The sequence below is a fragment of the Secundilactobacillus paracollinoides genome (assembly GCF_001702155.1).
GTDB lineage: Bacteria > Bacillota > Bacilli > Lactobacillales > Lactobacillaceae > Secundilactobacillus > Secundilactobacillus paracollinoides.
Genome location: NZ_CP014912.1, coordinates 2,700,058 through 2,715,237, shown reverse-complemented (window position 1 = coordinate 2,715,237; position 15,180 = coordinate 2,700,058). Strand labels below are relative to the sequence as shown.

The 15,180-nt window shown below is 48.6% G+C and carries 14 protein-coding genes and 1 riboswitch; all 14 genes read right to left on the bottom strand.

Annotation, left to right across the window (positions count from 1 at the left end; genetic code table 11):
• Positions 1-99 precede the first annotated feature (99 nt).
• Entirely contained in the window at positions 100-1,410 is a 1,311-nt protein-coding gene (gene der, locus AYR61_RS11870; RefSeq protein ID WP_054709999.1) for a ribosome biogenesis GTPase Der, read from the bottom strand.
• A 105-nt stretch (positions 1,411-1,515) separates the two neighbouring features.
• Positions 1,516-2,778 (bottom strand): 30S ribosomal protein S1, encoded by a 1,263-nt coding sequence (gene rpsA / locus AYR61_RS11865; protein ID WP_065903132.1) that lies wholly within the window; start codon positions 2,776-2,778, stop codon positions 1,516-1,518.
• 78 nt (positions 2,779-2,856) lie between these two features.
• Positions 2,857-3,543 carry a (d)CMP kinase gene (gene cmk / locus AYR61_RS11860; protein WP_065903130.1) on the bottom strand — a complete coding sequence of 229 codons (687 nt, stop codon included), beginning with the start codon at positions 3,541-3,543 and terminating at the stop codon, positions 2,857-2,859.
• Between the two features lie 26 nt (positions 3,544-3,569).
• Entirely contained in the window at positions 3,570-4,226 is a 657-nt protein-coding gene (locus tag AYR61_RS11855) for a LysM peptidoglycan-binding domain-containing protein (protein WP_065903127.1), read from the bottom strand.
• 58 nt (positions 4,227-4,284) lie between these two features.
• Complete coding sequence (locus AYR61_RS11850; protein WP_083215548.1) at positions 4,285-5,727, bottom strand: RecQ family ATP-dependent DNA helicase; 1,443 nt, start codon at positions 5,725-5,727, stop codon at positions 4,285-4,287.
• Positions 5,724-6,746 (bottom strand): helix-turn-helix domain-containing protein, encoded by a 1,023-nt coding sequence (locus tag AYR61_RS11845; protein WP_065903125.1) that lies wholly within the window; start codon positions 6,744-6,746, stop codon positions 5,724-5,726. The genes AYR61_RS11850 and AYR61_RS11845 overlap by 4 nt, the downstream gene beginning before the upstream one ends.
• A 689-nt stretch (positions 6,747-7,435) precedes the next feature.
• Positions 7,436-7,924 (bottom strand): ECF transporter S component, encoded by a 489-nt coding sequence (locus AYR61_RS11840; protein ID WP_191982250.1) that lies wholly within the window; start codon positions 7,922-7,924, stop codon positions 7,436-7,438.
• Between the two features lie 224 nt (positions 7,925-8,148).
• Positions 8,149-8,271: riboswitch (FMN riboswitch) on the bottom strand.
• 58 nt (positions 8,272-8,329) lie between these two features.
• Positions 8,330-9,064, bottom strand: coding sequence for a pseudouridine synthase (locus tag AYR61_RS11835; protein WP_056987957.1), 735 nt, complete (start codon positions 9,062-9,064; stop codon positions 8,330-8,332).
• Positions 9,057-9,650 (bottom strand): SMC-Scp complex subunit ScpB, encoded by a 594-nt coding sequence (scpB, locus tag AYR61_RS11830; protein ID WP_054710017.1) that lies wholly within the window; start codon positions 9,648-9,650, stop codon positions 9,057-9,059. The genes AYR61_RS11835 and scpB overlap by 8 nt, the downstream gene beginning before the upstream one ends.
• A complete protein-coding gene (locus tag AYR61_RS11825) occupies positions 9,647-10,399 on the bottom strand; it encodes a segregation and condensation protein A (protein WP_056987956.1) in 753 nt (250 codons plus the stop codon). Before AYR61_RS11825 ends, scpB begins: the two co-directional genes overlap by 4 nt.
• Entirely contained in the window at positions 10,392-10,748 is a 357-nt protein-coding gene (locus AYR61_RS11820) for a hypothetical protein (protein WP_054710027.1), read from the bottom strand. Before AYR61_RS11820 ends, AYR61_RS11825 begins: the two co-directional genes overlap by 8 nt.
• 24 nt (positions 10,749-10,772) lie before the next feature.
• Positions 10,773-11,657 carry a site-specific tyrosine recombinase XerD gene (xerD, locus tag AYR61_RS11815; RefSeq protein ID WP_054710034.1) on the bottom strand — a complete coding sequence of 295 codons (885 nt, stop codon included), beginning with the start codon at positions 11,655-11,657 and terminating at the stop codon, positions 10,773-10,775.
• A 16-nt stretch (positions 11,658-11,673) separates the two neighbouring features.
• On the bottom strand, positions 11,674-12,570 hold the full coding sequence (locus tag AYR61_RS11810) for a CvfB family protein (protein WP_056987974.1): 897 nt from the start codon (positions 12,568-12,570) through the stop codon (positions 11,674-11,676).
• Positions 12,571-13,364: 794 nt separating this feature from the next.
• Positions 13,365-15,122, bottom strand: coding sequence for a pyruvate kinase (pyk, locus tag AYR61_RS11805; RefSeq protein WP_065903123.1), 1,758 nt, complete (start codon positions 15,120-15,122; stop codon positions 13,365-13,367).
• Positions 15,123-15,180 lie beyond the last annotated feature (58 nt).

The following is a 15,180-nucleotide window of genomic DNA, read 5'->3' as shown; positions in this document are numbered from 1 at the left end:
TTTTATTTAGTTTTGTAATATTTGAATAAAATTTAGCTAAAAAATGGCGAAAAACGCGACATAACGGCGTCTTTCGTCATTTTCACTTGACAACAGATTCTACTTCCTGTGTCGTTCAATTAAATGAATTGGTGTCCCACTAAAGTCAAAATGTTCGCGAATTTGGTTTTCCAGATAACGTTCATACGAAAAATGCATGAGTTCTGGATCATTCACAAAAATCACAAAGGTCGGTGGTGCCACCGCAACCTGCGTTGCATAGAAGATCCGCAACCGTTTTCCGTTATCGGTTGGCGTTGGATTCATTGCAACGGCATCCATCAACACGTCATTGAGTGTTGAAGACTGGACCCGCTTGTTGTGGTTCACGGAGACCTTCTTGATCAGTTCTGGCAGCTCATGCAACCGCTGATGCGTCTTAGCGGAAACAAACAGCATTGGCGCGTACGCTAGATACTGGAATTCTTCACGCACATGGATCTCAAAGTCATGCAGACTCTGATTGTTCTTCTTGATGGCATCCCACTTGTTGACCAGAATAATGATGCCGCGGCCAGCTTCGTGCGCATAACCGGCAACCTTTTTATCCTGTTCGCGAATGCCTTCTTCAGCATTAAGCACAAACAACACAACATCAGAATTATCGATAGCCTTCATCGCACGCATGACACTGTAACGCTCAGTATTTTCGTACACCTTACCGCGTTTTCGAATACCAGCCGTGTCAACCATGGTAAATTCATCACCATTGTCGGTCACAAACTTTGTGTCAATGGCATCCCGAGTCGTCCCAGCAATATCTGAAACGATTACCCGGTCTTCCCCCAGCAAGGCATTGACCAAGGAGGACTTCCCAACGTTTGGTCGGCCAATCAGACTGAACCGAGTACTGGTATCCTCAACATCGCCTGTTTCGTCAGGAAAGGCTTTCACAACGGCATCAAGCAGGTCGCCAAGTCCCAATCCGTGAGCTCCAGAAATGGGGTACGGATCACCGAACCCGAGTGAATAAAAGTCGTAAATATCTTGTCGCTGTTCTGGATTATCAGCTTTATTGACCGCTAGAATGACGGGTTTATTGGCCCGATACAAAATCTGAGCAACCTTTTCGTCAGAGTCAGTCACGCCTTCACGTGCACTGACCACAAAGACGATCACATCTGCTTCATCAATGGCCACTTCGGCTTGTTCAGTGATCTGTTTTAAAAATGGTTCGTCACCGACATCGATCCCACCAGTGTCGATCATACTGAACGTGTTGCTGAGCCACTCGCCGTGTGCGTAGATCCGGTCCCGGGTGACCCCAGGCGTGTCTTCAACAATGGAGATCCGGTCGCCAGCAATTCGGTTGAAGATCGTGGACTTCCCCACGTTTGGCCGGCCAACGATGGCAACAGTTGGCATACTCATTGTAATCCCTTCTTTCAAACATAAAATCGTTTCCAAAAACAAAACAGGTTAGGGCGAATCACCTTCGTCCCAACCTGTTATGTTGTCCCTTAGAATAAACTAGGACTAGTCGTTATCTGAATCTTGTGCTTTCTTTAATTGGTCACCGATCAGGTCACCTAAAGTAAAGCCAGCGTCATCATCGTCAGTTGAAACAACATTTTGACGATTGTTGTTACTGTTGTTGTTGTTGTTTTGACGACGAGGAGCTGATTGCTTCTTTTCTAGCTCGCTAGATGCTGGCTTTTCCTTCAAAGCTTTGATGGATAAGGCCAAACGATGTGCTTCTGGATGTACTTCCAGAACCTTGACTTGAACCTTTTCGCCAGTTGATAACACATCATTAGGGGTAGCAATGTGTTCATGGGCGATTTGTGAAATGTGAACTAACCCTTCAACACCAGGGAAGACTTCCACAAAGGCACCAAAGCTGGTCAGACGCTTAACGGTTCCTTCAAGCACTGCGCCTTCAGGAGCTTTTTCTTCGATACCGTCCCAAGGTTCTGGTAGGGTTTGCTTGATTGAAAGTGAGATCCGGTCACGGTCTGGGTCGACTGAAAGGACCTTAACCTTAACTTCTTGGCCAGTCTTCAAGACATCTGAAGGCTTGTCAACACGTTCGTAAGCAATTTCAGAAACGTGAACCAACCCATCAACGCCGCCTAAGTCAACAAAGGCACCGAAGTTAGTCAAACGGGCAACAGTCCCGGTAACAGTGTCACCAGCCTGGATGTTAGCCAATACTTCTTCACGCTTAGCAGCCTTTTCTTCTTCAACGATTGCACGGTGAGAAAGAATCAGACGGTTTTCGCTTGGTTCGATTTCGATAATCTTAAAGGTCAATGTTTGACCCTTAAACTGGTTAAGATCTTCAACGAAGTGATCACTGATCATTGAAGCTGGAACGAAGCCACGAACACCAGCGTCAACAACTAAGCCACCCTTAACCACTTGGGTAACAGGGGCGTCAATTGTTTCACCAGCTTCGAACTTCTTTTGGATGTCATCCCATACTTTACGGGCTTCCAAACGACGAACTGAAAGTAAGTAGCTGCCGCCTTCCTTATCGTTACCGATGCGGGAAATGACAACTAAGTCTAACTTATCCCCAACTTTAACGACGTCATTAATATCAGCAACTGGTTTTGTTGAGAGTTCCTTTTGTGGAACGACCCCTTCAATACCGGTACCTTCGATACCAACGATTGCTTGCTTATCATCATCAATGGCTAAGATTTCACCCTTGACCACATCACCGACGTTAACGGTTTCGATGCTGTTTAAAGCATTTAATAAATCGTTGTTCTCATTTGCATTGTTTTCACTCATACGAACTTTTCCTCCTTACGACAACTCCAATGTCAATTTTAACCGAAAATGGTCAATAATACCAGTAGGTTGACGCGATTAATTCGATTTCTCTGTATTTTGGTCAATTATAGCACTGATCTTATCAACAACATCATCAATTGACAATGACGTTGTATCAAGTTTAACGGCATCCGCAGCCTGTGTCAGCGGCGAGATTGCCCGCGTGGAATCTTTGTGGTCCCGCACTTCAATTTCGTGGCGTAACACATCGATCGGGGTATGGATCCCCTTTTCTGCATTATCCTTAAACCGGCGTTGGGCGCGTTCTTCAACACTGGCAACTAAAAAGATCTTCACCTGGGCATCCGGTAAGACCGTCGTCCCAATGTCGCGTCCATCCATGACAATGCCGCCCGCATCCGCAATTTCACGTTGCCGATTCGTCAGGTCTGCCCGAACGGTACCCTGAGCTGCCGTCGTGGAAACGTTGTTGGTCACGTCCTCCTGACGAATGGCGGCGGTCACGTCATTGCCGTCAAGGAAGACTAATTGTTCGGGATCTCCCGGCTTAAACGTAATGGCCGTGTGCTTCAGCATCTCAGCCAATGCCTCCGGGTCATCCAGTGCGACCCCCTGTTGCATTGCCTTTAACGTCACGGTGCGGTACATGGCCCCAGTATCACAATAAATGTATTGAAACCGGTTGGCGATTTTTTTAGCAACCGTACTCTTACCAGCGGAGGCCGGCCCGTCGATCGCAACTTGTATCCCTTTACTACCCATTATCTATTCTCACCTACATAAAAAATTTATTTAACACGCAATTTTTGGCCTGGCGTCAAAGTGGAATTTGCCGACAGACCATTTAGTTCCTCTAACTTTTGAACGGAGATTCCGTTATTGACAGCTACCCGATACATCCCCTGACCAGAGCCAACAGTGGCGTATGACTTGCCGCTGGTGCTCTTTGTTGAAGAAGCCGTACTGGAACTGGTCGTGGCGCTAGCCGTGCTTGAGGACGCCGCATAGCTGGTCGTGGATGACGAGGCTGCTTGCTCGGTACTACCCGTATCAGCAGCCGTGGTGGAAGACGTCTCCTTCGAACTGGCTTTCGCCTTAGAAGAAGCCTTTTTCGAAGCGGTCTTAGTCTTGTCACTAGACGCCTTCTTAGAAGAAGCGTGACTCGACTTGGTTGATTTTTGGCTTGTCAGACTCGTTTCAGTATCTGAAGAAGCCGGTTTGTTCATCGCACTCTGTCGTGCTAAACCGTAGATCAATGATCCCACGGCGATGATGATAATAATGGCAACGAGAATGATCGTGATCAAACGGTTGTTATTGTTTTGACGGTGTCGCTTAGTTCGCGAGAGGTTCCCTGAATCATCCCGGTCATCCGCAAAGGATTGATCCCAAGGCTTAGATTCAGATTTATTTTCGGTTGAATGTTCATCGTTATTTTGACCCATTAAATTCCCTCCTCAGAAAGGTTCTTACAAATTGTACCATACCCCTAAATCATTTTGGTTATTTTTCCCGTAAAAATAGCTGATTCAAAACAGTCTGCCAGTCGGGTAATCCCGACCTTACCGGTGATTGTTCTGTTGTCTCCAGACCAAGGTCAGCAATCGTCGTTGGGGTGTCGCTCACGCAACAGGCTTCTGGCTGCGTCATGTGAGCCTGCCCAAAGTAACCGGTAATGAACCGTCGTTTACAATTATCCGTCCGCACATACCGCACCATTTGCTGCAGCGCACCGTTGCGTTGCGCCAGGCGCTTGGTAAACAGCTCCCGAACCTGTGCTTCCGTCATCCCGTGTTGCTTATAGAACCACACAAGGTTCGCTTTCGGATCCGTATCATATTCCGGTAATTTTGCCTGTTGAAAATAGAAGTGGATCTCATCATCAGATGGAATCCCCACCTGACTCAAAAAGTCTGCGATCTGCTCATCACCTGGCTGATACAGTAACACAGCGATGGCCTGCTGACCATCCCGGCCAGCGCGACCGACTTCCTGCCAGTAATTTTCAATATCCACCGGTAAATGGTAGTGGATCACGAACCGAACATCGTTTTTGTCGATGCCCATCCCAAAGGCACTCGTTGCACAAACCACCTGGATCTGATTGGCCATGAACTGCTGCTGGATCTTAAAGCGGCTCTCATCCGCCAGGTCAGCGTGGTACGCCGCCGCCCGACAAGCCGTTTGGTCATTGATCAGCGTTGCCATCTCATTGGCTAGTTTCTTGCTGGAAAAATAAACGACACCAGGCTTCGCTAACTGACTCACCAGCGCAACCAAGCGTTGCTGTTTTTCAGAAGTGTCAGCAACGGTTTCCACCTGCAAATAGATGTTCGGCCGGTCAATGGGTTGCGTGATCTCACTCGCTGCCGGCAACCGCATCCGTCGTTTAATATCTTCACGCACTCGCGGTGTGGCCGTCGCCGTCAGCATCAGCGTTAAGGGTGCGCCCAACTGTTCACGGGTCCGCCCCAGTAACAGGTATTCCGGTCGAAAATCGGGTCCCCACGTCGAAATGCAGTGCGCCTCATCAACCACAAACAAACCGATTTTCAGCTGACTCAAGCGCGCCATGACCTTCTCTTGCGTCAGCATTTCCGGTGACACAAACAGGTACCGATAATTGTCTAAATGTGCCAGGGTCCACACCTTTTCACTATAGGGCATCATTGATGTCAGCGCCGTCACCCGTTTTTCGCCGTGGTAGTTCATCGTGGCAACCTGATCTTGCATCAGTGCAATGAGCGGCGACACCACGACGACTAGCTGCTGTGTCACCCGACCGTAAAGCTCGTAGATCAGGGATTTTCCCGCGCCGGTCGGCATGATCGATAACACGTGCTGGCCAGCTGCGAGCGCCGTTAACGTTTCTAACTGCCCCGGCCGAAAACTATCGAAGCCGTATTGCTCATTTAATTGCTGGTAAAACGTGGCTTCAGTGATCATGTCTGTTTACTCCTTAAAATGGCGTACAGCCGAAACTGCCAAAATTCTATCGCATCGTCGCGGACGGTTTCGTACTGCCAGTCATCGATTGGACCAGTCAGCCGGGTGCGAAAAACGTCCTGTATCTCAGTCGGTAACAGCTGGTCGTAAGGAATCGCTGTCACCGGTAAAAAGATTGCCGCTTCAAGCAAGTGTTCGCGCACCGTACTGGGTTTTAACCGCCGCCGTTGACTGATCTGGTCAAACGACTGACCCTGCTGAAACGCGTTCAGCGTTGCCAGCGCACTGTCGCTGACTGGTGACTGCTGCAGCCCCGCCAGTAACGGCCGTAAAACGTGGTTAGGCGCTTGCATCAATTGTTTTGCGAATTGACAAATCGCGTCTGTCTCCATGAGTTGCGCCTCCGCCACGGTCATTGTTCCCGCTTCAGTCAATTGTCGCAAAGTATACCCGGGAGTGTCATGGCCCATCAGCAATTGGCCAAATAAATCGGCAACGGTGGTCGGTTGGGTTTGTAAAAATAACGTCAGCGCTTCTGGCAGCGTTGTGGTAACGTCGGCCTTATGCGCACTAAACCACTGCTTCACAACCCGCTGATTTCGGTAGTCTGCGCGCAATGGATAATACTGTCGGTTATGGTAACTATACTCAGAAACCACCTGCACCGCGAGTAAAAGGCGTTGCCAAAACTGAGGGATATCAACACTCAGCCGAATATCGAGTGCCTGAGGCTGATAGTGTACCGATTGGTCAGCCGTCTGCTGGGCGATTCCAGCCGGTGTTAATGCTGCCTGGAGGTCGTTGACCGTGATCAACCCCTGATCAGCCGTATCCGCCACCGCTGTTTCCATCTCTTCACGCGTCAGATGTTTTTGGTAGCCAAGCCAATTCAACAGGTCGTATCGCATGCCCCAGTATAGCGTTGAAACCGAGCGTTTGCCGATCAGCAGATTTTCAATGACCCTGATACGGCGGGGGCTAGTTGGGGATAGGTACTGGATGAGTTGGGTTGCGTTCATGGGTGACTCCTTTCTGGATGTATTTTTTGGTTTATAGGTAACTACGTGAATTGTTGTGTTTTTATTTATGTAATTTTTAGGTGAGATTAGTTGTTAATTGTTCTGTAACGGCTTCATCGTTATATAGATTAGCTGTGTTGTTTGTTTGAAGAGGTGTTTTACCTCTATAATTTTTCGGTTTGTGGGTCTCTTTCCTCTAGCCGAAACGCGTTTCGGAAAACTGAGGGCTCCTGCCTAAGCAACGCTGGCAAAAATGCCAAAACCAGGCATTTCTGTTGCCTTTCTTGGCGACTGTGCCGAAATGCGTTTTGGAAAACAACGACCGGCCACCTAAGCACCAAGGACAAAAAAGTCAGACCCGGATTTTTCTGTCCTTGGTGGGTCTCTCTTCTCTAGCTGAAACGCGTTTCGGAAAACTGAGGGCTCCTGCCTAAGCAACGCTGGCAAAAATGCCAAAACCAGGCATTTCTGTTGTCTTTCTTGGCGACTGTGCCGAAACGCGTTTCGGAAAACGGGAACGACCGGCCACCTAAGCACCAAGGGCAAAAAAGTCAGACCCGGACTTTTCTGTCCTTGGTGCTTAGGTTCTGGTCGTTCCCGTTTTCCTTCACGCTCTATATTTTCTCACCCCACAAAAAAACTGTCTAGCCCTCTAGACAGTTTTCAAGATATCTTTAATGAACGCGCCCTTATTCAGAGATCAACGTCGAATGCTGGCTCAAGAAATGCTTCATCCGATCGACCACTATTGCGAAGACCAGGCCGACGATCACACCCTTGATCAGATTAAATGGGACAACCCCATACAATACCAGCTTTGCAAGTGGCATCGTGATCTTCATCCCCAGAACGGAGATGTAGAGCGGTGTCAAAATGAAGTAGTTCAACAAGCCCATCACGATGCTTAAACTGATCGTACTTGCGACAATGCTTAAGATCAACCGGGTCCAGAGTTTCTTACCCTGAGTGTGCTTTAAGACAGCCGCAATCGGTAACAGTAAACTCATTGATGAGATGAATGAGGCCACGATCCCAATCAAGTTAGCCACGTCCACCCCGGTCAGTAACCAGTACAGCAGACTCTTAATTGCGGCAATCAAAATCCCACCAGCCGGGCCAAACATGATCATCCCAAGTAAGATTGGAATATCAGAAAAGTCGACTTTCAGGTACGACACGAATGGCAGTATCGGGAATTAAATAAACATCAGTAAAAATGAAATTCCCGCAAATAATGACATAATAACGACCTGGCGAATACTAAACGTTGCACTGTGTTCCATCACAAATTCCTCCTGGATGGTCACCTTCACAATTCAAGGACCCGCAGCAACAAATAAAAAACCGAACCACACTTCTCAGGGAGAAGAACGATTCGGTTTCACATTTAAATTCATGCGAGCCCAATCTTCTATATACCAGACTTTAACTGTCGGTTTCGGAATTTCACCGAATCAACTACCATAACGGTAGGTCGCGGACTTTAACCACCGGTCGGGAATTACACCCTGCCCTGAAGATGAACCAAGTTTATTTAATTCTTAAGCTCAGTATAAGTGCTGATTGTCACAAATGCAAGGATTTTATCGTTTCTGGCGCTTGGCAATCAGTTTCTTGAGTTCCTTAACCTCTTCCGGCGTCAAATGCCGGTAGTCGCCGGGCTGCAATCCCTGCAGGTCCAAAAAGGCGTACGTTTCACGCTTCAGTTTCATCACGGAGTGGCCAACTGCCTGAAACATTTTCTTAACCTGGTGGTTTTGGCCTTCGTGAATCGTCAGCGCAACGATGGCCGTCTTTTTCTTGTCGTCACTGGACATGAGCTTGGACTTGGCGGGGGCGGTCATCCGACCGTCGATCTTAACACCCTTGCGGAGCTGTTTAAGTTCATCGTTGGTTGGAATGCCCTGCACCTTAGCGACGTATTTCTTATCCACTTCATACTTCGGGTGGGTCAGCTCATTTGCGAGTGTCCCATCGTTTGTCAGCAGCAAGAGCCCCGTCGTATCATAATCAAGCCGGCCAACTGGATAGACCCGTTCGGAGATCTTACTGTCCAGCAGATCGATCACCGTTTTACGCTTCTTATCATCGTGCACGGTCGAGACCACCTGACGTGGCTTATACAGCAGCAGGTACACCGGCATTTCAATTTCAACGGGTTCGCCATCCACTTCGATGTGGTCGTGCTTGGCAACCTTCGTCCCAAGTTCCTTGACCACTTCACCATTGACCTTCACTCGGCCACTGGTGATCAGCGTCTCAGAGCCTCGCCGCGACGCCACGCCGGCGTGCGCTAATACCTTTTGTAATCTATCCATTGGTTTCATTATCCTCCACGTTAAACTGATCGTTGAATTGTTTCATAAACAGATTGTCTTCAGCCGGCTTATCGTCTTGCGCCTCTGGTAACGGCGGCATGTCCGATAACTGTTTTAAACCAAAGTAGTCCAAGAAATACTGCGTTGTGCCGTATAACTTAGGCCGCCCAGGACCCTTTTTGCGACCATTTTCAGTGACGAGCTGCCGTAATAATAACTTATTTAATGTGCCAGAACTCTGCACCCCGCGCACTTCATCGATCTCGATTCTGGTGATCGGCTGCTGGTACGCGATAATGGCCAGCACTTCCAGTGATGCCTGCGTAAGGCCCGTTGAGTTCGGGGCTTCAAAATAGGTGCTCACGATCGGTGCCAGCTCACCCTTGGTGCCAAACCGCACCGTGTCGTTATTTTCAAGGATGACCAGTGCGCTATCGGGATCGTCTGTGTATTTTTGGTTGAGTTTACCCAGCAGCTGATTCACCGCTGGAACCATTAACCCAGTCAGACCGGCCAATTCCTTAACAGTTAAACCTTCGTCGCCGCTGACGAACAGCAGTCCTTCAATTTCTTCTAATTTTGTCATTTTGCATCACCCAGCTTTGCTTTTTTAACGGTAATTGGGAGCACCCGACTGGGCTGGTCGAGGGTCACCTCATGTTGTTTCGTCATTTCTAATAGGGCCAAAAAAGTGGTCACCACTTCATCCCGATTCGGTTTCGGGTCAAAGAATTGTTTAAACGAGATTGCCACCTTCGTCTTCTGCAGACGAAACCGGATCTTTGACATCTGCGCTTTGACCGTGTACCGCTCGCCGTCGATCATTCTCAGTGGCATGGCCGGCTCGCGCTGTTTATCCATCAGATCAATCAGGGCTTGCTGCACCTGGTCAAACGTGATGCCGGGTTTTAATTTACCCAGTCGAACATTGGCCGGCACATCGGCTTCGGGACGCGTGTAAAACCGCTGTTGGTCGTGCTGGCGTTGTTTAAACCATTTTGTGGCTTCTTTATATCGCTGATAAGTCACCAACTGTTCGACCAGGGCGGCCTGCATCTCTTCCAAAGAGGGCTCATCGTCTTCAGCATCGTCCTCTGCCTGTTGTGGCAGTAATAACTTCGCCTTCATTTTCATCAGGGTTGCGGCCATCACAAAATAGTCGCCCGCCACGTCAAGCTGATGGTCTTCCATCTGGCGCAGGGCCGTCATGTACTGGTCGGTGATCTCGACGATCGGAATATCGTAAATGTCAATTGACGCCGATTTGATCAGGTGCAGCAACAGATCCAACGGGCCCTCAAAATTTTGAATGTGAATGACCGGTTGATTATCCATGTGTCTGCTCCCATTCTGCGATGTACTTGGTGGTGTTCAAGGTGCCCATGATTCTGGAATCCGGATACATATCTGATAATTCATCGAGGATCCCGTTGATCTGGCCCGTGTTTCTGTTTGAAGGCGTCAATGCGATCAATCTCACGATCACAAAGTCGTCCCGTTCTTCAATGCCTAAAATGCCAGAGAAATCCTGATTTGCATCGCGCCACAGTAACAGTTGACGGTGCTCGCCTTCTTGATACCACTGCAGTTCAGCCTGCAACCGATCAATTTGTTTGAGTGTGGGCACAAAGGACAGGAGTCCCATGGCGACTTTTTCATAATCACTGCGGTATTTGAGTAACATGCTGTTTCCTCCTGTCTTGTTTGCCTAGGCGCGTGGATGCGCCTTCTTATACACTTCAGTCAACCGTTTCCTGGTAATGTGCGTGTAGATTTGAGTCGTCGAAATATCCGAGTGTCCCAGCAGTTCCTGAACGATCCGCAGATCAGCGCCGTTTTCAAGGATATGCGTCGCAAATGAATGCCGCAGGGTATGCGGTGTCACATGTTTGCGGATACCCGCCAGACTGACGTACTGCTGAATCTTTTGCCAAATGCTCTGGCGGCTCAACCCGTTGCCGTGCGCATTTAAAAAAACGTAGGGCGACTGGCGTTGTTTCAGCAATACCGGTCGACTCTTTTCCAAATAGGTGTCCAACCACTGAATCGCCACGTCGCCGATGGGAATGATCCGTTCCTTATTGCCCTTACCCAATGTTTGAATCAACCCCATGTCCAGATGGAGATCCGCTAATTTCAAATGCACCAGTTCGCTGACCCGCAGGCCAGTGGCGTACATCACTTCCAAAATTGCCCGGTCCCGAATGCCGTACTTATTACTGGTATCCGGTGCGGCCAATAAGGCATCGACCTCTTCGACTGTGAGCACTTGCGGTAAGTGCTGCCCCTGTTTTGGCGCTTTGATCTCCGCCATCGGGTCGGCCGGCAACTGGTCATTTTGCACGAGATATTGAAAGAAGCGTCGGAGCGTCGATACTGCCCGGGTCACGGTGCGTCGTGATTTCCCCGCTTCCCTTAAGGTATTCAGGTAATTGAGGATCGTCAGTTGCTCGACCTGGCTTAGCGTTAAGTGCTGGTCGTTCAGGTAAGCGGAAAACGACTTCAGATCCTGGTGATAACTGCTGATCGTGTTCGCAGTCAGCCCCCGTTCAATTTGAAGATAGTGCAGATAATCCGCAATAACGTCATCCATGTTGCATCAGTCCTTGTTAGTCGTTGTCAGTGGTGTCCTCAGTCTTTTCAAGCCACAGGTAGCCGTCATGTTGAATCGCTAACCGGGCCTTCATCAAATGACCGACAGCCCGCTTAAATTGACCCTTGCTGATGCCAAAGTACGCCTTGATATCGTCTGGGTCGCTCTTATCCGTAAACGCAATTTTACCTTCCGGTGCATGTTGCAACGTTGCCAGGACCATCTTTGAATCATCATCGATCGCTTCGTATGCGCGCGGCCGCAATGATAGTTTTAAGGTCCCATCAGGATAGGTGCCGATCACTCGGGCATCCAACTGTTGGCCCAATCGCGGTTCTTGGTCCCGCTCAGGCGGGTTAATGAAGCCTAAATTATAGTCGTCGGTCATCACCATTGTCCCGGCTAACTTCAACCGGTACGCAGTGGCGTGCACATCCTTGTTATTCAGGCCTTTTTTAGCAGGTTGGGCAATGGCACGATACAGATTTTCGTCTGCCAGATCGCCCCACATGCGGCCCTTTTTGTCCGTCTTAATGGCCATAAACAGCCGGTCACCCTTTTGTGGCCACAGTGATGGCATTTCAGGGAGGTCATCGAGGGAAACAACGATGTCCTTATTGGGCAGGCCAATGTTCACAAACACGCCTAACCCGTGCTGGCCCTTTACCACTTCACCGAAACCGTAGTGGTCGACCTGAATCTTTGGCGCGTCCCGCGTGATCTGCAGCTTATGGTTTTCATTTTCGTAGGCGTAGCCCTTAAAGTGACTGCCGATCTTCAATGGTTTATTGATTTCGCGCTTATCCAGCCGAAACGCCCGCCCGTCGATCGACACAAAATACTGCTTATCATTTTCATCAGTGACCTCGCCGCCAATTATGCGTCCAAGCAAACTGCTTAATTCATTCTCCATGTTGGTATCTCCGTTCATTTCATAAGTACTTCCATTCTACACAAGTTTACCCCAAAAGGCGACGCATTTTCACTGGGTAACCGTTACCAATGAAGAAAAATCAGGTTTTAACTGAGTGATTGTGCTTTTTTAATAACTTATTGTAGCGCGCTCCGTTACGCCGGTCGGCCCTGCAGGCTGTAGTGGGTCGCTCTGGGGAGCTAGTGAATGTCTTGGCAGAAATTCAAGGATCTCCTCCGTCTCCCGTGTTTGTAGGCGATGAAAGAACCTTCGCCAACAAACACCGACACTACTGCCTGCAATGCCGACCGGCTCCACTACGCTGATATTGTGGAAATCGTCTACTCTGACTGCCATTTCATAGTGACACTACGAGATGTGTTAATCGTGCGTTGCACGAACCTAAAAGATGTAACAAGTTTAGCTATCAGTGGAATTGGTCGCAGTCAAGGGCGGATTCTCCGCAGACTTGGTTTAACTCTATTTTTGCTGCTAAGGTAATTGTAAAAAGCGGCCCAAAAGTCAGTGGAATGGAGCGATTTGGCACGGAGTTGTGGTGTCGATATCACTTGGTGGGCGCGGGTTTCGGCCACCTAGTGATATGCGAGACGCATGAGATCCACTCAAGAGCCGCGCAGCGGAAATTGAGTTAGCTCATTCGCGAGCCACCACAGCGGAGTGCCAAATCGCGCAATGCAACGGAATTCCCCAGCCACCCCTTATTCAGCTTCATAGCACAATAAAGGAGCAAGCCCACAATGGACTTGCTCCTTTATTGTTTAAGATTAAAGATCTTAAAGTGCGTTTGAGGCACCGTGGTAAACGACACCGCGACGTGAGTCAACAGTGATCAATTCGCCATCAGAGATCTTGTCAGTAGCTGATTCAGCACCAACGATAACTGGGATCCCCATTGAGATACCAACTACAGCTGCGTGTGAAGTCAAACCGCCGTTTTCAACGATGATTGCGCTGGCCTTTTCGATAGCTGGCAAGTAGTCCTTGTCAGTGTTCTTAGTAACCAAAACGCTGCCTTCAGTAGTCTTGCTGTTAGCTTCGTCAGCTGACGTTGCAACAACGGCCTTACCAATAACAGTGTCATCGCCGACACCTTGGCCGCGAACCAACTTTGAACCGATCAATTGAACCTTCATCAGGTTAGTTGTACCGCGTTCGCCAACGGGAACACCGGCAGTGATCAAGATCAAGTCGCCTTCCTTAGCTAAGCCAGTTTCAACGGCTTTAGCAGCAGCCAAGTCAAACATTTCATCAGTGTTAGCTGGCTTTTCAGCAACGATTGGGTAAACACCAAAGTTAACCATCAAACCGCGACGAGTCCGGTCATCAAAAGTGATGGCCAAGATGTCTGCGTCTGGACGGTACTTGCTGATCATCCGTGCAGTGTAACCTGATTCAGTTGCAGCAACGATGGTCTTAACGCCCAAGGTCTTAGCAACACGGGCAACTGAAGCACCAATGGATTCAGTAACGTCGCCGTTCTGGAAGTCCATGTTGTCAGTCCCGAAGTCCTTCAATGCGTTTTCAGCTTTGATGTCGATCCGGTTCATCGTAGCAACGGATTCTACTGGGTATTCACCGTTAGCTGATTCACCAGAAAGCATGGTTGCGTCAGTACCGTCAAAGACAGCGTTAGCAACGTCAGAAGCTTCGGCACGAGTAGGACGTGGGTTTTCTTGCATTGAGTCCAACATTTGAGTAGCAGTGATTACTGGCTTACCCAAGATGTTGCATTTGCGGATCAAGCTCTTTTGTACCAAAGGCACGTTTTCAGCTGGGATTTCAACACCCATGTCACCACGAGCGACCATCAACCCATCAGAAACCTTGATGATATCGTCAAAGTTGTCGATACCTTCTTGTGATTCGATCTTAGGGAAGATTTGGACGTGTTCCATGTGCTTTTCTTCCAAGAATTCGCGAATATCCATAACATCTTGTGGCTTACGAACAAATGAAGCAGCGATGAAGTTGATTTCGTGATCCAACCCAAAACGAATGTCATCGGCATCCTTTTCAGTGATCCCAGGCAAGTTGATTGAAACGCCAGGTGCGTTAACACCCTTACGTGAACCAAGCACACCATCGTTTTGAACAGTCACAACTAATTCCTTAGCGGCGTCGTCCTTCTTGTCAACAACAGTGTCTAACAGACCATCATCGAATAAGACGTGGCCGCCTTCGTTAACATCGTCAAACAAACCAGGGTAAGTAACGGCGATCTTGTCCTTGTCACCTTCGATAGAGTCATCCATAGAGATCCGGAAAGTATCACCTGTCTTGAATGAAATCTTACCATCTTTTTGAACAGTGGTACGGATTTCAGCACCCTTAGTATCCAACATGATACCAACAGTTTTACCAGTAATCTTTTCAGCTTCGTGAACGTTGGTTAAGCGACCCAAGTGTTCTTCATGGTCACCATGAGAAAAGTTGAACCGAAAAATGTTAGCGCCAGCTTCAATCAACTTAACAATAGTATCGACATCGGTACTAGCAGGACCAAGTGTACTTACGATCTTGACTTTCTTCATAAGAAAAATCTCTCCTTTGGATTTTAAGACTGGTGCTTACGTGAAAAATTCACTATCC

What these genes read in the sequence shown, in the direction of transcription:
- rpsA (WP_065903132.1), bottom strand. Translation starts at nt 2,778, where the DNA reads ATGAGTGAAAACAATGCAAATGAGAACAACGATTTATTAAATGCTTTA.
- AYR61_RS11820 (WP_054710027.1), bottom strand. Translation starts at nt 10,748, where the DNA reads ATGTTACTCAAATACCGCAGTGATTATGAAAAAGTCGCCATGGGACTC.
- cmk (WP_065903130.1), bottom strand. Translation starts at nt 3,543, where the DNA reads ATGGGTAGTAAAGGGATACAAGTTGCGATCGACGGGCCGGCCTCCGCT.
- AYR61_RS11810 (WP_056987974.1), bottom strand. Translation starts at nt 12,570, where the DNA reads ATGGAGAATGAATTAAGCAGTTTGCTTGGACGCATAATTGGCGGCGAG.
- scpB (WP_054710017.1), bottom strand. Translation starts at nt 9,650, where the DNA reads ATGACAAAATTAGAAGAAATTGAAGGACTGCTGTTCGTCAGCGGCGAC.
- AYR61_RS11845 (WP_065903125.1), bottom strand. Translation starts at nt 6,746, where the DNA reads ATGAACGCAACCCAACTCATCCAGTACCTATCCCCAACTAGCCCCCGC.
- pyk (WP_065903123.1), bottom strand. Translation starts at nt 15,122, where the DNA reads ATGAAGAAAGTCAAGATCGTAAGTACACTTGGTCCTGCTAGTACCGAT.
- AYR61_RS11850 (WP_083215548.1), bottom strand. Translation starts at nt 5,727, where the DNA reads ATGATCACTGAAGCCACGTTTTACCAGCAATTAAATGAGCAATACGGC.
- der (WP_054709999.1), bottom strand. Translation starts at nt 1,410, where the DNA reads ATGAGTATGCCAACTGTTGCCATCGTTGGCCGGCCAAACGTGGGGAAG.
- AYR61_RS11825 (WP_056987956.1), bottom strand. Translation starts at nt 10,399, where the DNA reads ATGGATAATCAACCGGTCATTCACATTCAAAATTTTGAGGGCCCGTTG.
- xerD (WP_054710034.1), bottom strand. Translation starts at nt 11,657, where the DNA reads ATGGATGACGTTATTGCGGATTATCTGCACTATCTTCAAATTGAACGG.
- AYR61_RS11855 (WP_065903127.1), bottom strand. Translation starts at nt 4,226, where the DNA reads ATGGGTCAAAATAACGATGAACATTCAACCGAAAATAAATCTGAATCT.
- AYR61_RS11835 (WP_056987957.1), bottom strand. Translation starts at nt 9,064, where the DNA reads ATGGATAGATTACAAAAGGTATTAGCGCACGCCGGCGTGGCGTCGCGG.